Origin of the sequence: Streptosporangium sp. NPDC002524 (genome assembly GCF_040295985.1) — a bacterium.
In the GTDB taxonomy this organism is placed as follows: Bacteria; Actinomycetota; Actinomycetes; order Streptosporangiales; family Streptosporangiaceae; genus Streptosporangium.
Map to the genome: position 1 here is coordinate 287,430 of NZ_JBEOWK010000009.1, position 22,700 is coordinate 310,129.

18 protein-coding genes are annotated in these 22,700 nt (G+C 72.8%); 5 read left to right on the forward strand and 13 right to left on the reverse strand.

Going from position 1 to position 22,700, the window contains the following annotated elements; all coding sequences use genetic code 11:
- Positions 1-27: 27 nt before the first annotated feature.
- The 5 genes from ABT053_RS18395 to ABT053_RS18415 are packed head-to-tail and all read right to left on the reverse strand — an operon-like array spanning position 28 to position 3,877.
- A complete protein-coding gene (locus ABT053_RS18395; protein ID WP_350970257.1) occupies positions 28-747 on the reverse strand; it encodes a S26 family signal peptidase in 720 nt (239 codons plus the stop codon).
- Positions 744-2,564, reverse strand: a complete 1,821-nt coding sequence (locus ABT053_RS18400; RefSeq protein WP_350970258.1) for an ABC transporter ATP-binding protein — start codon at positions 2,562-2,564, stop codon at positions 744-746. The genes ABT053_RS18395 and ABT053_RS18400 overlap by 4 nt, the downstream gene beginning before the upstream one ends.
- A 13-nt stretch (positions 2,565-2,577) precedes the next feature.
- The gene (locus ABT053_RS18405; RefSeq protein ID WP_350970259.1) at positions 2,578-3,147 is read right to left on the reverse strand and encodes a TlpA family protein disulfide reductase; all 570 of its coding nucleotides are present in this window, start codon (positions 3,145-3,147) and stop codon (positions 2,578-2,580) included.
- A complete protein-coding gene (locus ABT053_RS18410; protein WP_350970261.1) occupies positions 3,056-3,691 on the reverse strand; it encodes a MauE/DoxX family redox-associated membrane protein in 636 nt (211 codons plus the stop codon). The genes ABT053_RS18405 and ABT053_RS18410 overlap by 92 nt, the downstream gene beginning before the upstream one ends.
- On the reverse strand, positions 3,692-3,877 hold the full coding sequence (locus ABT053_RS18415) for a hypothetical protein (RefSeq protein WP_350970262.1): 186 nt from the start codon (positions 3,875-3,877) through the stop codon (positions 3,692-3,694).
- Positions 3,878-4,026: 149 nt separating this feature from the next.
- Between ABT053_RS18415 and ABT053_RS18420 the strand changes: the two genes are divergently transcribed.
- Entirely contained in the window at positions 4,027-6,579 is a 2,553-nt protein-coding gene (locus tag ABT053_RS18420; RefSeq protein ID WP_350970263.1) for an ATP-binding protein, read from the forward strand.
- 229 nt (positions 6,580-6,808) lie between these two features.
- On the opposite strand, the gene ABT053_RS18425 is transcribed toward ABT053_RS18420, so the two are convergent.
- From ABT053_RS18425 to ABT053_RS18435, 3 genes are all read right to left on the reverse strand, one after another.
- A complete protein-coding gene (locus ABT053_RS18425; protein WP_350970264.1) occupies positions 6,809-8,281 on the reverse strand; it encodes a glycosyl hydrolase in 1,473 nt (490 codons plus the stop codon).
- A 175-nt stretch (positions 8,282-8,456) separates the two neighbouring features.
- Complete coding sequence (locus tag ABT053_RS18430; RefSeq protein WP_350970265.1) at positions 8,457-11,243, reverse strand: glycoside hydrolase family 2 protein; 2,787 nt, start codon at positions 11,241-11,243, stop codon at positions 8,457-8,459.
- 512 nt (positions 11,244-11,755) lie between these two features.
- Complete coding sequence (locus tag ABT053_RS18435) at positions 11,756-12,784, reverse strand: LacI family DNA-binding transcriptional regulator (protein ID WP_350970266.1); 1,029 nt, start codon at positions 12,782-12,784, stop codon at positions 11,756-11,758.
- A gap of 842 nt (positions 12,785-13,626) precedes the next feature.
- On the opposite strand from ABT053_RS18435, the gene ABT053_RS18440 reads away from it, so the two are divergent.
- From ABT053_RS18440 to ABT053_RS18455, 4 genes are all read left to right on the forward strand, one after another.
- A complete protein-coding gene (locus ABT053_RS18440; RefSeq protein WP_350970267.1) occupies positions 13,627-14,925 on the forward strand; it encodes an ABC transporter substrate-binding protein in 1,299 nt (432 codons plus the stop codon).
- A 319-nt stretch (positions 14,926-15,244) separates the two neighbouring features.
- Positions 15,245-16,213, forward strand: coding sequence for a carbohydrate ABC transporter permease (locus ABT053_RS18445; RefSeq protein WP_350970268.1), 969 nt, complete (start codon positions 15,245-15,247; stop codon positions 16,211-16,213).
- 5 nt (positions 16,214-16,218) lie between these two features.
- On the forward strand, positions 16,219-17,100 hold the full coding sequence (locus ABT053_RS18450; RefSeq protein ID WP_350970321.1) for a carbohydrate ABC transporter permease: 882 nt from the start codon (positions 16,219-16,221) through the stop codon (positions 17,098-17,100).
- Entirely contained in the window at positions 17,097-17,918 is an 822-nt protein-coding gene (locus ABT053_RS18455) for an alpha/beta fold hydrolase (protein WP_350970269.1), read from the forward strand. Before ABT053_RS18450 ends, ABT053_RS18455 begins: the two co-directional genes overlap by 4 nt.
- A gap of 122 nt (positions 17,919-18,040) precedes the next feature.
- Here ABT053_RS18455 and ABT053_RS18460 read toward each other — a convergent pair whose 3' ends face one another.
- From ABT053_RS18460 to ABT053_RS18480, 5 genes are all read right to left on the reverse strand, one after another.
- Positions 18,041-18,349 carry a winged helix-turn-helix domain-containing protein gene (locus tag ABT053_RS18460; RefSeq protein WP_350970270.1) on the reverse strand — a complete coding sequence of 103 codons (309 nt, stop codon included), beginning with the start codon at positions 18,347-18,349 and terminating at the stop codon, positions 18,041-18,043.
- Positions 18,346-18,840, reverse strand: coding sequence for a hypothetical protein (locus tag ABT053_RS18465; RefSeq protein ID WP_350970271.1), 495 nt, complete (start codon positions 18,838-18,840; stop codon positions 18,346-18,348). The genes ABT053_RS18460 and ABT053_RS18465 overlap by 4 nt, the downstream gene beginning before the upstream one ends.
- 87 nt (positions 18,841-18,927) lie before the next feature.
- The gene (locus ABT053_RS18470) at positions 18,928-19,746 is read right to left on the reverse strand and encodes a helix-turn-helix transcriptional regulator (RefSeq protein WP_350970272.1); all 819 of its coding nucleotides are present in this window, start codon (positions 19,744-19,746) and stop codon (positions 18,928-18,930) included.
- A gap of 243 nt (positions 19,747-19,989) precedes the next feature.
- Positions 19,990-21,351 (reverse strand): sensor histidine kinase, encoded by a 1,362-nt coding sequence (locus ABT053_RS18475; RefSeq protein WP_350970273.1) that lies wholly within the window; start codon positions 21,349-21,351, stop codon positions 19,990-19,992.
- Positions 21,345-22,322, reverse strand: a complete 978-nt coding sequence (locus ABT053_RS18480; protein ID WP_350970274.1) for a helix-turn-helix transcriptional regulator — start codon at positions 22,320-22,322, stop codon at positions 21,345-21,347. The genes ABT053_RS18475 and ABT053_RS18480 overlap by 7 nt, the downstream gene beginning before the upstream one ends.
- Between the last annotated feature and the right edge of the window lie 378 nt (positions 22,323-22,700).

Consider the following 22,700-nt stretch of genomic DNA (forward strand, 5'->3'; position numbering starts at 1 on the left):
ACGAGCGGGGCGGACGTTCCCGATCCGTCACCCGGCCGGGCCCCCGCCCGGCCGGCCGGGGTCGGGGACGGCGCGCCTCGAACGTGAGGCGGCCGGACGGCGGCGGGGTGCGTCCGGCATCACCGCGGACGCGTGCCCCCGCGACAAACCCGGCGACGAACCCGACGACGAACCCGGCGGCGGCATCGGCGAGGGCGTACGGGAAGTCCCCATGGCTCCGCGCCGGCGGGAACCGGGTCCGGCCGCGGACCTGCCGCCGAGCCTGAGCAGAACGACGCCGAGCACCCGATCGGTCCTCACGGCGCCGAAGTGCCGGGAGTCCCTGCTCGCCTCGGCGTTGTCGCCGAGGAGCACGATGTGCCGGGGCGGGACGACGCGGGCGGGCGTGCGCGCCCAGGAGGGCAGGTACGCCGGTTCCGGATCGCCCGGCACCGCCGCGACCCGCTTGACCACCCACCTGGAGCTCCCGGTTGGATCGCCCGGCCGGCAGGGCCCGGCCTCCTCGACGACGACGATGTCGCCGGTGCGCAGCCGCTCCCCCGGCGTCCGGCGGACCAGCACCCGGTCTCCGGGCCGCAGCGCCGGTGCCATGCTCGGCCCGCTGACCGACAGCACGACGAGATGCCCGCGGAGCAGGACGGCCGCGGCCACCGCGGCGAGCAGCGACACCGCGACCGCACCGATCAAAGCGCCGGTCAGAGCGCCGGTCAGGGCGGTGGTGAGGGCGGTGGCGAGGGCGGAGTTCACCCGACCCCCTCCGGCGCCGAGGGACGGTAACCGGCCGCCTGCAGCTCGAAGAGCCGGGCGTACGCGCCGCCGCGCCCGAGCAGCTCGTCGTGCGTGCCCCGTTCGGCGATCCGCCCGCCGGACAGCACGACGATCAGGTCGGCCTCGCGGACGACGCCCAGCCGGTGGGAGACGAGCAGGCCGGTCAGCCCGCGCCGGTGCTCGCGGAGCCGGGCGTGCACCTCGTGCTCGGCCTCGGCGTCCAGTGCGGAGCTCGGCTCGTCGAGGACGAGCAGGTCGGGCCGGTCGAGCAGCAGCCCCCTGGCCAGCGCCAGCCGCTGCCACTGCCCGCCGGACAGGATCACCCCGGTGCCGGGGTCGGCGCGGTCGGCCTCGGAGAAGAAGATCCGGGTCAGCATCGTCTCGTAGCCGCGCGGGAGGGCGGCCAGGACGTCGTGCACGCCCGCGCGGCCGGCCGCGCCCTCGATCCGGCCGTCGTCCTCCAGGGCGGTCAGGTCGCCGATGGCGATGTTCTCCCGCGCCGTGAGGTCGTAGGCGGTCGCGTCCTGGAAGACGGCCCGGATCCGGCGTCTCAGCTCCGCGGGGTCGAGGTCGCGCAGGTCGGCGCCGTCCCAGAGCACCGCCCCGCGCGTCGGGTCGTAGAGGCGGCACAACAGCTTCACCAGCGTGCTCTTCCCGGCCCCGTTGAGCCCGACCAGGGCGGTCGAGCGCCCGGCGGGGAGTGTCAGGTTCACCCCGCGCAGCACCCACGGCTGGTCGTCGGCGTACCGGAACCACACGTCGCGCAGCTCGATCCCCTCCCGCAGGGGTGCCGTCGGCAGGGGCCGGTCGCGGACGGGCAGCTCCGGCCCGGCGTCGACGACGGTCAGGTAGTGGCCGAAGAGCAGCAGCGCCTGGTGCACGGACACGACCTCGGTCACCAGCGCGGCGAGGGCGCCCTGCACCGAGCCGGCCGCGGCGGCGACGAGCACCACGTCGCCGGCGGTGAGGGTGCCCTCGGCCGCGGCGCGTACCGCCCACAGCAGCAGGCCGGCCGCCACCGCGGCGCCGAGCACCGCGAGCCCGCCCTGGAGCCTCAGCTCCCGCCGGTCGATCCGGCGGTGCGCGCCCTGGATCGCGCGGATCTCCGTGGCCATGCGCCGCCACAGGTACGGCCCGGCGCCGAACAGGCGCAGCTCCTTCGCCGCCTGCGGGCTGGTCAGCAGGCCGGAGTAGAACACCTCCCGCCGCTCGGCCTGCCCGGTCTTGGCCATCATCGCCGCCCGGCGCCTGCTCAGCGCCAGCTCGGCCAGCAGTGCCGGTACGGCGGCGAGCAGGACCGCGACCGCCACCCAGGGCCCGAGCAGGAGGAGGGAACCGGCGAAACCGGTGATCGTGAGCAGTGCCTGGAGGACCCCCAGCCCGCCGTCCACGACCATTCCCGGGCCGGCGACCCCGCTGGACCTGGCGACCTGGAGGTGGTCCAGGAAGACCGGGTCCTCGAAGCGGCGCAGCCCCACGAAGCGGTCCACCGAGGCGTACAGGCGCGAGGTGGCGAGCAGGTGGACCCGCCGGTCACTCTCGGCCCTCAGGTAACGCACGGCGTGCGGCGTCAGCGCGGCGGCCACCCCGACGGCGCCCAGCGCGACGGCCGGTCCCAGCAGGGCGGGCCACCGCAGCGGCCCGGCCGCGAGCCGGTCGATCACGGTCTTGGTCAGCCAGGCGGCCGCGGGCGGCGCGAGCCCGCCCAGCAGCGTCATCGCCAGGTACAGGGCGATCTGCGCCGGGGCGGCCCGCCGGGCCAGCGAGAGCGCCCGCCCGGCCGCACGGAACGACATCGGTACGGCGAGGTCAGCCGGTGGCCGGGAGGGCCACGGCGTCGCGGTCGAGGACGGGCGCGAGGTCGAAGCCGGACGCGGCCACCACCCCCTCCTCGACGAGGACGAACGCCGGGAAGCCGCTCACCCCGAACGCCCGTTGCACCGGCCCCTGGTCGGGCTCCACCACGACGGTGGCCACCGGCCCGAGGAGCTCGGCGAGCGCCGCGGTCTCCTCCCGGCCGCCGATGGTCACGGCCAGCACGGCGTCGCGCCCGCCGGGCCGGGTCCCGGCGTACTCGACGAAGGCGGGCAGCCGCTCCTTGCACGGCTGGCAGTGCGGCGAGAAGAAGCCGACCAGCGGGCGCTCGCCGAGCGTCGCGAGGCTGACCGGCAGGTCCGTCACGCTGGTGGCGTCGAACCCGCCCACCGGCGACCCCGCCGGCATCGCGACGTCGGCGTCGACACCACCGGAGCCGTTGTCGCGCAGGGCGGCGAGTTCGGTGGTGTGCTCACGGAGCCGTCGTATGACGCCGACGGTGAGTATCAGGTTGGTCACGAGCAGCAGTCCGAGCAGGACCGCGGCCGCGGCTACGTACGCCATCAGGTCTCCTCCGGGAGGTGGGGGCGGGTGCGAAGAGAGCGACGAGGTCGTCCAGCAGGGTGACCAGCAGGCCGGCGAGGCCTCCCGCGAGCAGGGCGACGACGGACCACGGCGACGGGCGCGGGCCGTCGGGCCCGGCGAGCCCGGCCAGCGCGGCGGCGGTGAGCAGGAGGTTGCGGACCAGGTGCCGGGCCGACAGCGGGGCGGACGAGGCACCGAAGCAGCGGCACGGTTCGGCGCCGCCCCCGGCGAGCACCACCGCCACCCCCGAGGTGAGGACGACGAGCAGCGCGGTGGCCGCGGCGAAGCCCGCGTCCCGGGTGAACGGGACCGCGAGCGGGACCGCCAGCAGCACCACCACGGCCGCCTCCGCCGCGGCGACCGCGATCGCGACCGGCAGGGCGCGGTCCGCGCGGATCGCGAGCATCGAGGTGAGGGAGGTCGCGAAGGCACGCAGGGCCCGCCCGCCGCGCAGCTTCCCCGTCGCGGAGACGAGGAAGACCACCGCGAGCAGGCCCTGGCATGCCGGTGTCAGGTGCGTCATTCAGCACGAACGGCTGTGGTACCTGCAGGGCCCACAGGCCTGGAAGTCGCAGCAGGTCTGCTTGTAGAGCTCGATCCCCCTGCAGTAGCAGGAGATGGTGTAGCAGGCCGCGGCGGCGTGCGCGGTCGCCTTGGGAACGAGGCCGTCGACCATCCGGTCGGCGAGGGCGGTGAGTGTGCGGGTCATGGCGTCCTCCTCCGTGCCGGCCGCGGGATGCGGGCCGACGGACTCATCGAAACCTGGAGTTAACGGACCGACCAGGATCTTGAACCGGACGTTGGACCGGACGTCCGGTAGCCTGCCGGGGGGATCAGGGGGGACCGCTCTTGGGGAACGTGTTCGGAACGTTGCTCCGTCGTCACCGGCTGCGACGTCAGCTCACCCAGGAGACGCTCGCCGAGCGGTCCGGGGTCAGCTCCCGCTCGATCCGCGAGATGGAACGGGGCCCCGGGCGGAGCCCCAGGCCGCAGACGGTCGAGCGGCTCGCGACGGCGCTGGAGCTGACCGGGGACGAGCGGGCGGAGTTCACCGGCGCCGGGCACGCGCTCTTCTGGGCGAGCCGCTCCGGACGCGCCGGGCGTTCCGGACGCCCCGGCCACGACGGCTCCCCGGACGGGGACGCCCGCGCCGCCGACCCGCCGCCCTGGCGGCTGCCCGCGGACCTCCCCGACTTCGTCGGGCGCGGCGAGGAGCTCGCCCTGGCCCACAAGGTGCTCGACCCGGCCGTCGGCGGCGCGAGACTCGTGGTGGCCTCCGGCCCGCCGGGTGTCGGCAAGACGGCCCTCGCGATCCACGCCGGCCACCGGCTCGCGCCGCTGTTCCCCGACGGGCAGCTGTACGCGAGGCTGCGCGGCGTCACCGGCGACCCCGCCGACCCGGCCGAGACACTGGCCCAGCTGCTGCGGATGCTCGGGGTGGACGGATCGGCCCTGCCCGCCGGGGTGGACGCCCGCGCGGGCCTGCTCCGGACCCGGCTGGCGGGGCGGCGGGTGCTCATCGTCCTCGACGACGCCGGTGGATACCGCCAGGTCGAGCCGCTGCTGCCCGCCGAGGGCGTCGCGATGATCGTGACGAGCCGGTTGCCGCTGACCGGGCTTCCCGGGGTGACGGCCATCGACCTGCGCCCGCTGCCCGACACGGCCGCCGTCGACCTGCTCGCCCGGGTGGCCGGCGCCGAACGCGTGCGCGCCGAGCCCGCCGCCGCCACCGAGCTGGTCACGGTCTGCGGCGGGCTGCCGCTCGCGGTCCGGATCGTCGCGGCCCGGCTCGCCGCCCGGCCGCACTGGGCGATCGGCACGCTCACCGAACGGCTGACCGACGAGCGCCACCGGCTCGACGAGCTGCGGCACGGCGACCTCGCGGTGCGTCCCGGGCTGCAGCTCGCCTACCGGGGGCTCACCCCGGCCACCGCCCGGGTGTTCGCGCTGCTCGGCGGGCTGGACGTCCCCTCGTTCCCCGAGTGGCCGGTGGCCGCGCTCCTGGGCGCCGGTCCGGCCGCGGGGGCCGCCGCGCTGGAGGAGCTGCTCGACGCCCGGCTGCTGGACGACCTCGGCCCCGACCGGGCGGGCCAGGCGCGCTACCGGTTCCACGCGGTCACCCAGCTGTACGCGCGCGAGCGCAGGGAGGCCGAGATCGACCGGTCCGAGTGGGTCGCCGCGCTGGCCAGGGCCGCCGGCGGCTGGCTCGCCCTCGCCCGGCGGGCCCAGGACCACCTGCACAGCGACCGCTTCCACCTCGACGACAGGAGCGGGCCCCAGGTCGCCGCCGACCCGCGCGCGGCCGCCGTCGCCGCGCGCCGGCCCGTCGAGTGGTTCGAGGCCGAACGGGAGAGCATCGCGGCGCTGGTCCAGGCCTGCGCCGAGACGGGCCTGGCGGCGACGGCGCGCGGCCTGGCCGGCTGCGGCGCCGACTTCCACGACTTCCAGGGCTACTACGACGACCTGCGGCGGATCCTGGAGACGGCGCTGGCCGCCTGCCGGCAGGCCGGGGACCGCCTCGGCGAGGCGACGATGCTCCGGGGGCTCGGCAACTGCCTGGTCGAGCTCGACGACCTGGACGGGGGCCTGTCCATGCTGCACGCCGCGCACGTGCTGGCGGAAAGGGCCGGCGACCCCGCCGGAGCCGCGCTGTCCCGCCGCCACGTCGGTTTCACCCTGGGGCTGGTCGGCCGGCTCGACGAGGCCGAGGCGGAGCTACGCGCCGCGGTGCGGGAACTCCGCCTCACCGGGCAGCGGTCCGCCGAGGCCGTCACCCTCGCCAGCCTCGGGTTCGTGCTGCGGCAGCGCGGCGACGGCGCCGAGGCCGTCAGGGTCCTCCGCGCGGCGTCGCTCGTCGCCCGGTCGTGCGGTGACCGGTTCGCCCAGGCCTGCGCCGCGCGGGGCATCGCCGGGGCGTTCCTGGTCCAGGGGCGGGTCCAGGCGGCGCAGCGGGCGGCCCGGCGATCCGTGACGCTCTTCGACGAGATCGGCGACGTGATCGGCACCGCGCAGAGCATGCGGGTGCTCGGCGAGGCGCTCGCGCGCGAGCCGCACCGGGGTGCCGAGGCCGAACGGGTGCTGGGCCGCGCGGCGGCGCTGTTCCGGGAGCGGGGGCACACCTGGGGGTTCGCCCTCACCGAGCTGAGCCTCGGCGAGGTGGAACTCGTCCGCGACGCCGAGGGGGCCGCCGACCGCCTCCACCGCTCCCTGCGCTACTGGACCGACAACCAGGTGCCGGTCCTGCGGGCGCGTACGTTCGTCGCGCTCGCGTCCGCGGCCGAGCGGGCGGGCGCCCCCGACGCGCGGGAGCTGCTGGCGAGTGCCCACCGGATCTACCGGGAGCTGGGGATGCCGGCCGCGGACGAGCTCGCGGCGCGCCTCGCAACTCCCGGCGAGACCGCGCCGCCCTGACCTGACCTGACCTGACCTGCCCTGACCTGACCTGACCTGACCGCCCTGGTGGCCCTGGCCGCCCTTAGAGACGACGGCGACGCGGGGCACCGGCGTCCCGTACGGCGAGGGGTGGAGCGTCCGGCGGGTACGGATGGCGCGGCCCGGCCGGCACCGTCTCAGGGAAGGCACCGGCCGGGCCGCTACCCGGGCTCGTGCCCGGTCGTGAAGCCGGGCTCGTGCCCGGATGTCAGGCGGGGAGGGTCCACTTCTGCCAGGCGTTCGCGTTGCAGTCCCAGATCTGCAGCCGGTTGCCGTTGGTGGCGGCGCCGCCGGGCGCGTCGAGGCAGCGGCCGGACAGGGGGTTGCGCAGCTGGGAGGCGGAGGTGGCCTGCCACTGCTGGGCGGTGGACCCGTTGCAGTCCCACAGCTGGATCCTCGTGCCGTTGGCGGTGCCGGAGCCGGTGGCGTCCATGCACTTGCCCAGCACCCGGACCGTACCGTCGGTGCCGACCGTCCAGCTCTGGGCGGTGGAGCCGTTGCAGTCCCACAGCTGGACCGCGGTGCCGTTCGCCGAACTCGCCGCCGCGGCGTCCACGCACTTGCCGCCCACACCCCTGACCGGGCCCGTCCGCGCCGGCGTGCCACCGCCGCCGGAGACGGTGAACTCGCCCTGGTTCAGGACGCGCGGGTGGTAGTAGGCGTTCTGGATCTCGGCGTTGGTGTTGTTGCCGCGCAGCTGCTCCGACCAGAGCATGAAGTAGCTCCAGCGCGTCTGGCCGTCGAGCAGGGCGGCGTCGGGGACCTTCCCCATCTCCGCCAGCGCGATCGGCTTGGAGCCGGCGATGTTCTGGATCTGCTGGTAGTCGCCCTGGCTGGGGTGGTTCTTGTACCAGACGTCCAGGGAGACGACGTCGACGTACTGGGAGCCGGGATAGTAGGCGGCCCAGTTGCCTGCGGGGTTGTCCTGGACGTTCCACACCCAGACCAGGTTGGTGAGCCCCTTGCCGACCAGGTAGTCGCGGGTGATCTGGTAGAGGCGGGCACCGCCGTTGGGGCCGGGGCGGTTGCCCCACCAGTTCCACGACTCGTTCATCTCGTGCAGCGGGCGGAACAGGGCGGGGACCCCGGCGTCCTTCAGCTGCTGGAGGTAGGGCACGACCTCGTCCAGGCGCCGCTTCCAGGCGTTGTTCAGCGCGCTGCCGTTGGTGACGATCTGGTTGAACTGGTCGGCGGAGATCTGCGTCTTCACGCCGCCGTCGAACTGGCAGGTGCTGCCACCGGTCGGCGTGCAGACGTGCCAGCTGAGGGCGACGAGGGAGCCGTTGGCCCATTCGGTCTTGGCCTGGTCGATCACGCGCTGGCGGTTGGCGACGTCCTCGGGGCGGAACATCAGGTCCCCGCCCCACAGGCCCGGGTACTGGCCCGTGACGTCCTTGACCTGCTGGGTGTACTGGCCGGGGCTGCCGGCCGGCTCCTTGTTGTGCTGCCCGGAGACGACGTTCCTGCCGGTGACGGAGGTCAGGTAGTCGATGACGGCCTGCCTGGACGACGCGGGGAACGCCTGGGCCTGCGGGGATCCCACGACTGTCAGGCCCAGCGTGACCATGAGGGCGGCCAGGCCGGCCTGGATCCGGCGGCGTGTCCTGCCCGCGGGGCGGTGAGCGGCGGCGTGCGGACGGCCGGGCGGGCCGTCGGGACGCCGTGGTGAGGTGAGACGCACTTCTTTTCTCCTCTTGTCTGACGTGTCCCCCGAGGACTGAGGGACGGCCCGTCGGGGCCGTCGTTGGGTGGTGACCGCCTGTCGGGTCCGGTGCGCCCGCCTCTCGCACCGCCCGGCGACCGTCGGAGAACGGTGACCGTGGAGAACGGTCACCGGGCCCGGCCGGACCGTGTCGTCACGGCCGGGCGGCCTCCTCCACGGCCCGCGCGGCCTCCCGCGGAACCTCTCGCGCGACCTCCCGCCGGGCCTCCGGTGCGGCCTCCCGCGCGGGTGCCTGCGCGGGTGCCTGCGCGGCGTTGACCGTGAACAGCGCCGACCGCACCGACGCGAGGTCCACCTCGGAGGCGTCGGCCCCGGTCACGCCGACGACGCACCTCTCCCCCGGGAGCAGGGTGACCAGGCCCCGGTCGGCCCTCGCCCCCGGGGCGACCCGGTCGGCCTGGAAGAGCAGGTCCCGGACGAACGCGTGCGCGGTGATCACCAGGTCGAACCCGCCGGCGCGCGGCTCGACGTCGACCGACAGGTCGGCCACCGGGTAGGCGAAGTCGCGGTCCTCGCAGCCCAGGACGACGTCCCGCAGCCCCTCGACGTCGGCGACGAGCAGCTCCCGGTGCCCGTCCTCGAACGTGGCCACCCCAGCCGGGAGCGGCAGCGGCGCCACCGATCGCGGCGGCACGGTGAACGGCAGGGTCTCCTCCGCCAGGACGATCCCGTCGGCCGACATCCTCCGCACGCCCGCGAACCCGTCCCACTGCCCGGCGGACTGGTTGTCGACGACCAGCACCCGTTCCCCGTCCCTGACCTGGAAACTCACCAGCCGGTCGGCGTACAGCCGGCGCAGCTCGTGGTAGAGCGGCTTGGGACGGCCGGCACCGTCGATCGCGGACCACGAGGTGACCGGCCAGCAGTCGTTGAGCTGCCACACGACCGTCCCGGCGCAGATCGGCCAGTACGACCGCCAGTGGGCGACGCCGGTGGCGACGGCGCGGGCCTGGTTCACCTGGGTGAGGTAGTGCCAGTCGTCGAAGGTCGCCGGAGCGCCGAAGTGGTGGGCCAGGCCCCGGTCGAGCTTGCCGTCGCCGTCCTCGGCCTTCTGGTGGTGGAGCATTCCGGGCGAGCGCGGGCCGAGCGGCTCGTCGTTGAGAGCGTCGCGCAGGGTCGTGTACGCCGGTGGCGCCTGCCAGCCGAACTCGGCCGCGAAGCGGGGCATGTCGTTCAGGTAGTCGGTGTAGTCGCGGCGGTTCCACACCTCCCAGAAGTGGGACGGCCCGTGCGCCGGGTCGTTGGGGTGGTGGTCCCACGAGCCCGACCACGGGCTGCCCGCGCTGTAGGGACGGGTGGGGTCCAGCTCGGCGACCACCCGGGGCAGCAGGCCGAGGTAGTAGCCCTCGCCCCAGCTGTCACCGGCCAGCTCCGCCTCCCACCCCCAGTCGCGGAAACCCCACAGGTTCTCGTTGTTGCCGTTCCACAGCACGAGGCTGGGGTGCGGGGCCAGGCGGGCGACGTTCTCGCGGGCCTCGGCCTCGACCTCGCCGCGCAGCGGCCGCTCCTCGGGGTAGGCGGCGCAGGCGAACAGGAAGTCCTGCCAGACCAGCAGGCCCAGCTCGTCGCAGGTCTCGTAGAAGGCGCGGTCCTCGTAGATCCCCCCGCCCCACACCCTGACCAGGTTGACCCCCGCGTCCCCGGCCTGGGTGAGGCGGTGCCGGTATCGCCCGGGGGTGACGCGCGCGGGAAGGGCGTCGTCGGGGATCCAGTTGACGCCCCGGGCGAACACCGGCTCGCCGTTGACGACGAGCGTGAAGGAGGTGCCGTGCTCGTCGGGGGCGTACTCGAGGGCGACCGTACGGAACCCGATCCGCCGCTCCCAGCGGTCGAGTTCCGCGCCCGTCCCGGCGTCGGCCAGGGTGACGCGGCAGGCGTACAGCGGCTGGTCCCCGTACCCGCGCGGCCACCACCGCTCCGGGCCGGGCACCTCCAGCGCGACGACCGCGTGGACCTGGCCGGGCTCGATCTCCGCCCGCGCCGTACGGCCCGCCACCTCGACGGTGACGACCAGTTCCCCGGTCATCCCGTTGGCGGTCCGTTCCAGGTCGACGTGGGCCTCGACCCTGCCGGTCGTGTCCGTGACCGTCACCAGCGGCCGTACGCCCGCCAGCCGCGCGGTGCTCCAGCTCTCCAGCCGGACCGGCCGCCAGATCCCGGCGGTGACCAGGGTAGGTCCCCAGTCCCAGCCGAAGCTGCTCGCCATCTTGCGGATGTAGTTGAAGGGCTCGGGGTAGGCGTTGGGCCGGGCGCCCACGAGCTCGCGTACCTTCTCCGCCTCGGTGTAGGCCGACGTGAACAGGACCGACAGGACCCGGCCCCCGGCATCGGCACCATCGCCGCCCCCGCTGTCACCGCTGTCACCGCTGTTGTCACCACTGTCACCGCTGCCGTCACGGCCACCCCGGTCGCCGATGTCACCGCTGTCGTCGCGGCCGGTCACGTCGAACCGGTACGAGCGGTGCATGTTCCGGGTGGTGCCCAGCTCGACGCCGTCCAGCGTGACGGTCGCGACCGTGTCGAGCCCTTCGAAGACCAGGTCGGTGCGCTCGAAACCCCCGGGCGTGGCGGGCAGCACGGTCTCGTAGCGCCAGTCGGCCCGGCCGACCCAGGCGACGTCGAGCTCGTTGCGGTCCAGGTACGGGTTGTCGATCAGCCCCGCGGCCAGCAGGTCCACGTGGACGCAGCCGGGCACCTCGGCGGACACCCTGGGAGGCATCTCGGCGGTCAGCTCGGTGCGCATCTCGGCAGGCATCTCGGCAGGCGGCTCGGTGGGCGGCTCGGTGGGCGGCTCGGTGGGCGGCTCGGTGGGCGGCTCGGTGGGCACCGCCTTCCGCCGGAGGCGGGCGAGGTCTTCGGGAGCCGCCCCCTCGGCCAGACGGAGGGTCCACCCCGAGGTGAGGGGCGTGCTCTGCTTCAACCGGTGCTCCTTGCTCGATGAAGGACATATCAGGACAGAAGTGGCCGCAATCGGCCAACCGCCACGATTCTCGGATCAACGTAACCATTCACTCGACTCCTGTCTAGACCGTTTTAGTAAGTTCGATCGGACGAGTCCTCCGAGTCATCCGCCCTCTCCACACGGCCGCCCACGTGCGGGGCAGCACGGCATCCCCGGGCGACGAAGCGGCAAAAAACCTGTTCACAAGGCATGTCTCGGCCGCCGCGGAAAGGGTCGGATGGGGAGAGGCACGGTCCCAACCTCGGCCCGCGCCACCGTCGCCCTCCGCACCCGGTGGCACGGCCACGCCCCGCACGCCCCCCGGGAGACTCGCGTTCACCTTTTCCGCTAGTACGTTTAGCTACGGAGCTGAAATTTTCGACCCGCATCCGCATCCGCGGCCACATCCACGTCCATGTCCGCGTCCGCGCGGGCACGGGAGTGACCCGGCCGGGTCTCCCCCGCCGGGCCGGCACCTCCGGGGCCCGCCGTCAGCGGCGCGGCGGGGCGGTCGACGCCCTCGGGATCAGGCTCGGGGACTGGGCGGGGTGGGAGACGTGCTCCTCCCCGTTGATGACGTCGAAGAGGGCGTGCGTGACCTCGGCCCCGAAGGAGAACACGTCGTGCTGCATCGCCGAGAGGGTCGGCCGGGTGAGCTGGCACAGCTGGGAGTCGTCCCAGGCCAGCAGCGAGAGGTCCTCGGGCACCGACAGCCCGAACTCCCCGGCGACCCCCAGCGCCGCCACGGCCATGATGTCGTTGTCGAAGATGATCGCGGTGGGCCGGTCGGGGGCGAGCAGGAGGTTGCGGCACGCGCGGCTGCCCTGGTCGGCGGAGAAGTCCGCCACGGCGGTGCGGGCCTCCAGGCCCATCTCCCGCGTCACCGCGGTGAAGGCCTCGGTGCGGATGACGCTGTGCCCGAGCTCGGCCGGGCCGCTGACCCGGTCGATGCGGCGGTGCCCCAGGGCGGCGAGATAGCGCACCGCCTCCACGATCGCGGCGGCGTCGTCGGTCCACACGGACGCGAACGGGCCCGCGAGGCTCGGGTGTCCGACCACGACGGCCGGCAGGCCGATCTCGGCCAGGGCGGGAACGCGCGGGTCGTCCATCCGCAGGTCGACCAGGATGCTGCCGTTGACGCGCCCGCCCTGCCACCACTCCCGGTGCACCTGGATCTCCTCGTCGGCCTCGATCAGCCGCAGCAGGAGCGAGCACGAACGGCGGACCAGGACGCTCTCGATACCGGAGATGAACTCCATGTAGAACGGTTCCAGGCCCAGCATCCGGGCCGGTCGGGCGATCACCAGGCCCACGGTGTGCACGTTGTGCCCGGACAGCGAGGCCGCCGCCTGGTTCGGTCTCCAGCCGAGCTCGCTGGCGGCCTGGAGGATGCGCTCCTTGGTCGAGGCGGACACCCCGGGCTTGTCGTGCAGCGCGATCGACACGGCCGAGGGGGACACACCCGCCCGCGCCGCGACATCCTTGATCGTCGCCTTGCGCCCCTTGTCTGTCGCGTCCATCTGCCTCACCTGGCGCATCCCCCTTCTGTAACGGTCCACCTGCCCGACCCTAGCCGCGGGGAGCGCGTCCGTCCCGGCCGTCGCGTCACGGGCGGCCCCCGCCCGGAATGGCGGCTCACTCACGGCGGGTGCCGGAGGGCGTGCGAGGCCCGGGCCAGCGTGGTCACGGGCGAACAAGGACGGGCCGAATCCGCTCGACGCCGACGTGAGCACCTGCACCCGCCGACAGCGTGAGCAGGGCGCCCCCACCTCCCCGGATCTCCACATACCGTACTACAACGATTGATAAAAGAGTCAGGGCGCGGCCGAGGACGGCGGACATCGCGCCAACGGGCTCCGTCTCGCCGACGGACCGTCGCCGGACCACCTCCGGACCACCTCCGGACCGTCCCCGAAACCCCGTCGAACTGCCGCCGACCGGCCCGGATGCGCGGCCGGGGTGCCGGTCGGGGTGCCGGGCGGGGCGGCCTGTCAGCGGGAGGTGACCGCCCGCGTCTCGTCGAAGCCGGATTCGACCCGGTTAGAGATGTTCGTCAGCCCATCACGACACTCGACCGGCTAAAGGAACATTGTCAGGAAATAACCACTGAAGAGCGTATATGTCGCCTGTCGCCGATGAGTCATCCTCGGATTGTTGAGTCAAATTTTAGTGGGAGCACCCTCGACACCCACTCTGGTCACGCATAAGTAATACTAGACCGTTCTATGGACAGCGTGAAATGTTGCGTCTAGGTTAAGCAGCCATCAGCCGCCAGGCCGCGACGAGGTACCCGTCGCCGCGCCGACGCAGCGCGGCGCCGCAGCTCATGACGAGGAAGTGGTACGACGTGCGAGGAACACGCGTGACAGCGGCCGGGTTCGCCCTGGCGGTCGGCCTCACCGCCTGCGGCGGGGGAGGCGGCGGCGAGAGGGCGGGCGTGGCGGCCGTCCCGAGCGACCCGGCCAAGGTGACCGGCACGATCACGGTGCTGACGAACCGTACCGACCAGGTGCAGGACGGCACGACGGAGAAGTACGCCGCGGAGTTCAACAAGGTCTACCCCAACGTGAAGGTGGAGTTCCAGGGACTCACCGACTACGAGGGCGACGTGAGGATCCGCATGAACAGCAAGAACTACGGGGACGTCCTGCTGATCCCCAACTCGGTGCCGCTCAGCCAGTACCCGTCGTTCTTCTCCCCCCTCGGCCCGGCCTCCGAGCTGTCCGGGAAGTACGACTTCACCGACCGGGCCACGGTCGGCGGCCAGGTCTACGGCATCGCCAACATCGGCACCGCCAACGGCTTCGTCTACAACAAGGCCGTGTGGGAGCGGGCCGGTGTCACCGGCTGGCCGAGGACGCCCCAGGAGTTCGTCGGCGCGTTGAAGGCGATCAAGGAGAAGACGGACGCGACGCCGTACTACACCAACTACCACGACGGATGGCCGCTGACCAACTGGGGCAACGCGCTCGGCTCGCCGAGCTGCGACCCGGGCGCCAACGACAGGCTCGCCGAGACCAAGGAGCCCTGGGCGCCCGGCCAGGACCTGAACGTCGTCGACACGCTGCTGTACGACATCGTCGGCAACAAGCTCTCCGAGGAGGACCCGAACACCACCAACTGGGAGAACTCCAAGAACCTGATCGGCACCGGCAAGGTGGCGACGATGTGGCTCGGCTCCTGGGCCGTGGTGCAGATGAAGGAGGCCGCCCAGAAGGCCGGCGGCGACCCCGACGACATCGGCTTCATGCCGTTCCCCGCCCAGGTCGACGGCACCTTCTGCAGCGTGGTCCGGCCCGACTACCAGTACGCGGTCAACGTCAACAGCCAGGCCAAGGAGGCGGCCCGCGCCTGGATCGAGTGGTTCGTCAACTCGTCGGGGGACGCCCAGAAGGCTCTGTCGATCTCGTCGGTCAAGGGCTCGCCGCTGCCGGAGAGCCTCCAGCCCTTCCAGGAGGCCAAGGTGAAGCTCATCCACATGGGCTTCGCGAAGAACGCCCTGGTCAACGACATCGACAAGGCCTCGGAGGTCGGCCTGAACGCCCAGGAGTACCGCCAGCGCATCGTCGACGTCGCCCGCGGAGCGGCCGAGGGCGACCTCGGCGGCGTCTTCGCCGACCTCAACAAGCGGTGGTCCGAAGCCCAGGCCACGGTCGGCTGACACCTGCCGGGCGCCGGACGAGGGAGCGGCCGTCACCCAGACGGCCGTCACCCAGACGGCCGTCACCCAGGTGGCTGTCCCCAGACGGCCGTCACTCAGGTGACCGTCACCCGCTCGGCCCCCTCTCTCGGCGCCCAGGCGGACGCCCCCTCGCCCTCCCCCCGCTCCCGCGTACGCGCCCCCGCCCGCCCGCGCGAGGACGGGGCGGCGACTCCCCCGCGCCCGTCACCCAGGCGGACGCCCCCGAGCGCACGCCCCCGCCGAACGACGAGAGGCGGCACCGGCTCGACACGCGGAGCCTCTCCGAGAGAAGGAACAGATGTCCGCATTCCGTGTCGCGGGGCCCGGCGTCCCGCACCAGGAACCGCAGGTCGCGCCCCCTCGTCACTGGCGCCGGCCGCCACCCGCCGGGAGGCCGCGCGCGGCCGGTACGCGACGGTGGTACACCCCCTGGCCGTACCTGCTCGCCCCCCTGGCACTGCTGGTGCTGTTCACGTACGTCCCCGTCGTGGACATGTTCGTCTACAGCCTCACCGACTGGGACGGCTTCAGCCCGGTGAGGAACTTCGTGGGGGCCGGCAACTACGTCGACCTGTTCACCAGGCCCCGGTTCTTCCAGGTCCTCACCGTGAGCCTGTTCTATCTGGCGGGCTCGGCGGTCCAGATGGCCGTGGCGCTGTACTTCGCCACCGTCCTGAGCTTCGACATCCGGTTTCGGAACCTCTTCAAGGGGATCCTCTTCTTCCCCTACCTCATCAACGGCGTGGCCGTCGGCTTCGTCTTCCTCTACTTCTTCCAGCCCGGCGGCACCCTGGACACCGTGCTGGGCGCGTTCGGGGTCGAACCGCGCCTGTGGCTCGGCGACCCCGACCTGGTCAACACCTCGCTGGCCGGCGTCTCGGTGTGGCGCTTCATGGGCCTGAACCTGGTCCTGTTCATCGGCGCCATCCAGTCGATCCCCCCGCAGCTGTACGAGGCGGCCTCGCTCGACGGCGCGAGCCGGTGGCAGCAGTTCAGATTCGTCATCGCGCCCAGCATCAAGCCCATCATCAGCCTGAGCGCGATCCTGGCGATCTCCGGCGCCCTGTCGGTCTTCGAGATCCCCTTCATCATGACCGGGGGCTCCAACAACAGCGAGACGTTCGTCATCCAGACGATCAAGCTCGCCTTCAACTTCAACAAGGTCGGCCTCGCGTCGGCGGCCGCGGTCGTGCTCCTGGCGATCGTCCTGCTGGTGACCTGGCTCCAGCGCCTGCTGGTCCCCGACGAGAGGGTGGAACAGTCGTGAGGACGATGACCGGCCCCGCCGGAGCCGCCGCCAGGCACGACGGCCGCCGCGACGCTCCCGTACGCGGGGCGGCGGCGCGGCTTCTCACGTACCTGTCACTGGTGCTGGCCTGCGCGGTGGTGGTCGTGCCGCTGGTGGCGATCCTCCTCACCTCGCTGCGGACCGCCGGGGAGATGGCGGCCGGCGAGAACCCGCTCGCCGCGCCCGGCGACTGGTTCAACCTGGACAACTACCGCGTCGCCTTCACCGACGGTCAGATGCCGCAGGCGCTGTGGAACACCGCCTTCATCCTGTTCTTCTCGCTGCTCGGAACCGTCTTCGTCGGTTCGATGACCGCCTACGCGGTCGACCGCTTCCGGTTCCGGTTCAAGAGGGTCGTGATGGCCCTCTTCCTGGTCGCCGCCCTCGTCCCCGGCGTGACGACGCAGGTCGCCACCTACCAGGTCGTGAACAACCTGGGGGTGATGGACACGCACTGGGCGCCCATCCTCCTCTACATGGGGACCGACATCGTCTCCATCTACATCTTCCTGCAGTTCATCCGGTCGATCCCGATGTCCCTGGACGAGGCGGCCAGACTGGACGGCGCGACGTCGCTCACCGTCTACTGGCGCGTCATCATGCCGCTGCTGCGCCCGGCGATCGCCACCGTGGTCATCGTCAAGGGGGTCGCGATCTACAACGACTTCTATATCCCGTTCCTGTACATGCCCTCCGAGGGACTCGGTACGATCTCGACGTCGCTGTTCCGGTTCAAGGGGCCGTACGGGGCGCACTGGGAGGTCATCTCCGCGGGCGCCGCGCTCGTCATCCTGCCGAGCCTGATCGTCTTCCTGGCCCTGCAGCGGTTCATCTACAGCGGCCTCGTCTCGGGAGCCACCAAATGACCCATCCGGCGGTGACCGACGGGCGCACCGCGCACATCGCGTGGCGCCACCACGGGGACACCGGGGCCCCGCCCTCTCTGCTGCTCCTGCACGGGTTCACCGACTCCGCCGCCTGCTGGGACCCGGTCGTCCCCGCACTGGCCGGCCACGGCGGCGTCGGCGGCATCGTCGCCACCGACGCCCGCGGGCACGGTGACTCCGGCCTTCCCGAGGGGCCCGTCGGGCCGCGCCGGCACGCCGCCGACCAGGCGCTCGTCCTCGACGACCTCGGGGTCACCGAGCCGGTCGTCGTCATCGGGCACTCCATGGGCGCGCTCACCGCCGTCACGCTGGCGGCCACCCGGCCGGACCTGGTGGCCGCGCTGGTCCTGGAGGACCCGCCGCCGCACGGGATGGGCGGCAGGCCGCGCGGTGTCCCGGCCTGGCTCACCGAGCTGCGGGCCCTGGACCTCGCCGGGCGCGTCGCGTACGCCCGCGAGCACGACCCCGCCTGGAGCGAGGCGGAGCTGCCGCCGTGGGCCCTCGGCAAGGAGCGGATCGACCCGCGCTACTGCGAACGGGACGTCACCCTCCTCGACCCCCTGCACGACCTGGCAGCGGACGTGCGCTGCGACACGCTGCTCCTGTACGGCGACGCCGACCGCGGCGGGATGGTCACCGACGCCGACGCGGACGCGTTCCGGGAGGCGGCGGCCGGCGCTGTGACGACGGTCCACGTGCCCGGCGCCGGCCACAACGTCCGCCGCGACACCGCCGAGGCGTACCTGCGCGAGGTGGGCGCCTTTCTGGACGCCGTACGCTCGCGGCGACCGGGGTAGGCGGGACGCTCGCGGTGTCCCTCGCCAGGGTGACCGCTCGGTGAGACCGGTCGGCGGGGCGGCCGGTCGGTGAGGCCGGTCAGCAGGGAAGGTTCGGGGCGGCCGGTCGGCGGGGGGCCGTCTCAGCCGGGGAGGACCGAGAGGCCGGACTGGGCGACGATGGCCTGGAGCGCGGCGACGTGGCCGGTGTAGGCCGCGCGTCCCTCGCCGGTGAGGCTGAACCACGTCCTCGGGCGCTTGCCGACGTGTCCCTTGCGGATCTTCACGTAACCGGCCGCCTCCAGGGCGCTCGCGTGCTTGGACAGCACCGAGTCGCTGACGCCCAGGTTGTCGCGGACGAAGGCGAACTCGGCCTCGTCGGCGGCGGCGAGCAGCGAGACGATCTGCAGCCGGGTCGGCGCGTGGATCGCCGGGTCGAGTCGCGGCGTCATCGCTTCACCCTCTCCGCCCGCTCCGCCCGCCTCGCGGTCCGCCCGGACATCCACCGGGCCAGCAGGGGGGAGGTGATCGCCATGACCACCGTCATGATCACGCCCATGGTGGTGCGCGGATAGGCGATGTCCAGCGCCACGAACCACACCGCGAGCGGGAGGGACGCGAGACTGGTGCCGACGATCCAGGCGGTGAAGCCGACCCACGCCCACGGGTCCACCACCGAGGAGTGCGGGCGCAGCTTCGTGTCCCTGACGTCTCTCACGAACTTGAGGACGGCGAAGGTGAGACCGGCCGTCAGGGCCGGAACGGCGACCAGGAGCCACCAGGTGGGCGGGATCTCGGTGACGAACTGGATGCCGGTGACGAAGGTCCAGACCGCCACCGGATACCAGGCGGGGAACATCGGCGGCGCGGCGCGCAGGACCCTGCGCTGTGTCTCGTCGACCTGGGCCAGCGTCCGCGCGGCCTCTTCGGGGGTGATGTCCATGCCCGGCTCCTTTACTTTCCTAGATGGAAAGTACTTTCTCCTTTCCGTACCGTCAAGTACTTTCCATGCCTTGAGGAGACGCGGGCCTCACGAGCTCGTGTCGAGGCCGCTCAGGAGGGCGAGGGACTCCTCGGAGGGGCTGCCGGGGTCGGCCTGCAGGAGGAGGAGCCGCTGGCCCGAGTCCTGGCCGACGTCGTAGGTGGTGCCGGTCACGTCCAGGTCGCCGACCATGGAGTGCCGGATGCCCTGGGGCGTGCAGGTCAGGTCGTCGGCGTCCCGGCAGGCCCAGAGCTTGCGGAACTCCTCGCTCTTCAGCGCGAGCTCGCCGACGAGCTCGGTGAGGTAGGGGTGCTCCAGGTCCGTGGCGGCCACGAGGCGCAGCCAGGCGACCCGCGCCCTGGCCAGCCGCTCCCAGTCGAGGTAGAAGGTCTGCGCCGCGGGGTCGAGGAAGACCATGCGCAGGAGGTTGTCGCGGTAGTCCAGGCCGTCGTACAGCACGGCGCCCGACTGGTTCGTCGCGAGCACGTCCAGGAAGCGCCCGCACACGAGCGCGGGGGTGGTCGGCCAGCTCCTGATCAGGGCGACGAGCCCGGGGCTCACCCGTTCCGTACTGCCGCCGTACCGGATCGGGCGCCGCTGCGCCAGGTCGTACAGGTGCCGGGAGGCGTCCGGCCCGAGGGCGAGCGCCCGGATCAGCGCGTCGAGCACCCGTCCCGACGGGTGCCGCTCGCGCCCCTCCTCCAGCCGGACGTAGAAGTCGGTACTGATCCCGGCCAGCATCGCCACCTCCTCGCGGCGCAGGCCCGGTCGCCGCCGGGAGCCGGAGTCCAGTAGCCCCACCTGGCGGGGAGAGACAGCCTCACGCCGTTCGCGAAGAAATTCGCCCAACAGCTGGATTTTGTCCATTTAAATACTGTATGTCGGAAATATGAGGTTAGGGGGACCGGGTAACTGCCACCCACCCGAGCCCCGCCCTCGTCGGCGAAAACCGACGAACACCGACGAACACCGACGAACGCCGACGGATCGCCGCGCGCCACCCGGGAGACGGCTCATCCCTGCTCATTCCGGCTCATCCCAGCTCATCCCGTCTCGTCCCGGTCGGCTGAACTCATCCCTGCCGGACGGTCTCATCCCGGTCGGCTGAACTCATCCCGGACGGACGGACCGGCAGGTGTCGTACGCGGGGAGGCGCAGGACGAAGCACGCGCCCCGCTCACTGTCCTCGATGGTCAGCGCGCCCTCGTGGGCCTCGGCGATCTCCCTCGCGATCGCCAGCCCCAGGCCGGTCCCGCCCGCGCCCCGGTCGCGCGCGGTGTCCACCCGGGTGAAGCGGTCGAAGACCATCTCCCGGTGTTCGGCGGGGATCCCGGCGCCGTCGTCGGCGACCTCCATGATCACCGACGTCCCCTCGGCGCGAACGCTCACGGTGATCCGCGAGGCGGCGTGGCGTTCGGCGTTGTCGAGCAGGTTGCACAGCAGCCGGGTGATCCGCAGCCGGTCGCACTCGACGTGGACCCCCTCGGCCAGGTCCTCGACGATCTTGTGCTGACGCGGCCGGCGCCTCAGTTCGGCGGCGGCCAGGCGGCCCAGGTCGGTGAGATCGTGCCGCAGGAGGGGACGCGCGTCCAGATGGGTCAGGGTGAGCAGGTCGGCCGCGGTCACCTGGAGCAGGTCCACCCCGGCGAGCACCGCGTGGGTCATCCTGGGCCAGTCGGTGTCGTGCGGGTACAGCAGCGCCTCCTCCAGCTGGGCGCGCATCGCGGTGATCGGGGTCCGCAGCTCGTGGGAGGCGTCCGCGGTGAAGCGCCGCAGCCGGGTGGAGGCGCTCTCGAGGCGGTCCAGGGTGTCGTTCACGGTCTCCGCCAGGAGCCTGATCTCCTGGTAGTTCGCCGGGACCGGGACCCGCCGGTCGAGGGCGGTGAGGGTGATCTCGCCGAGCTCGGCCCGGATGGCGTTCACCGGGGCCATGGCCTTGGTGAGGTTACGGAAGGACCACGCGGTCATCATGGTGGTCACGACCACGGATATGCCGATGACCAGCAGGAGGTCGGTGGTCGTGCCGTACCAGGGCACCTCGGGGACCGCCACGTAGAGCAGCCAGACCCCCTGCGGCTGGTAGACCTTGTAGGAGGTGACGGTCACGCAGCCCGCGGACCCGCGCGGGCAGAGCACCCGGGTGGTGCGCACGTTCCGGTCGGCGGCCCGGAAGGTGGCGATCGGCGGCTTGCCGATGAGTCCCGGGGTCGACGCGGCCACCCGGCCGCGGGCGTCCAGCACCTGGATCGCCTCGACCTCGCCCCTGTACAGGACGGGCGGGAGCGGGCCCTCCCGGATGAGGGGGACCACCCGGTTCCAGGCGTCCGTGACGCGGGCGTGGGCGAGATCGGCCTCCCTGCCACCGGCGAACAGCAGGAAGAGCAGCCCGCAGCCGGCGCACATGAACGCCGCGAGGACGGCGGTCGCCACCGTCCGGCGGGCCCGGAACGACGGCAGGTACCGGTTCAGCATGAGGCTCCCCCGGTGGCCGGACGCTCGCTCCCGGGGTCGGGGTACCGGGCGGGAGGACCGGGGTCGGGGTACCGGGCGGGAGGACCGGGGTCGGGGCACTGGGCAGGAGGAGCGGGGTCGGGATCGCGTTCGCGGCCCTGCCGGCAGAGCACGGCGAGCGCCTGCGCCGAGGGGCTGCCGGGGGCGGCCTGGATGGTGACCAGCTGCTGGCCGGCCGCCTCGGTGACGGAGAACATGTCGTAGTCGAGCGTCAGCTCCCCGACGAGGTCGTGGCGGAAGCGGATGACGCGGCTGATCTCGGCCCGCACGTCGTACCGGGCCCACACGCGGCGGAAGTCACCGCTGCGGCCGGACAGCTCGCGGACCAGCGCGGCCAGGCGGGGGTCGTCGAGGTCCCTGCCCGCGGTGGCGCGCAGGTGGGCGACCGCGGCGTGCGCGGCGGACTCCCAGTCGGGGTAGAACCTCCGCGCGGCGGCGTCGAGGAAGATCGCGCCGAGGACGTTGTCGCCGACCTTCAGCCCCGTGCGCAGCCCCTGCCCGTAGAAGGCCGCGGCCAGCGGGTTGATGGCCAGCACGTCCATGCACCGGCTCATCACGAAGGCCGGGGTCTGCCAGGTGTGCATCAGCCGGATCAGGTGCGGGCTGACCCGCGCCGTGGCGGCGGCCGGAGCGCGCGGCCCCCGGTGGACCGGCATGTCCGCGCGCGCCAGCGCGTACAGGTGCGCCGTGGCGTCCGCGCCGAGGCCGAACACCTCCGCCAGGGCGCCGATCACCTGGTCGGACGGGTGGCGCTCGCGTCCCTGTTCCAGGCGGATGTAGTAGTCGGTGCTGACGTCGGCCAGCATCGCGACCTCCTCCCGTCGCAGCCCCGGCGTCCGGCGGGGTCCGGTGTCCGGCAGTCCGACCTGGGCGGGAGTGGTGACCGCGCGCCGGGCGCGAAGGAACTCGCCAAGCAGCCTTTCACTGGCCATCGAGGAAGCATATGTCCGATTTATCTGGTTTGACTGGTTGTTTTACTACCAGGCAGACCCTCGCGGAGAGCGGGGGCGGGCGCGATCCCCGGCGACGACGCCGGTCCGCTCACACCGCCCGTGACCTGGCCTTTCGGGCGGCGGCTGCGTGGGAGTGCCACGGTCACGCTGGCCGGGCGGCCCCGACCTATGGTGACGGCATGAACACCAGCGGGCATCACGACGATCTCCACCGCACGACCTCGCCGCCGTCTCGGCCTGAACGCGACGATCTCCTCCACACGGCCTCAACGCCACACCGACGCCCCCTTCGCACCGTCTCGCCGCCACGCCGGCGCCTTCTCCGTACGACCCCACCACCGCCTCGACCTGAACGCG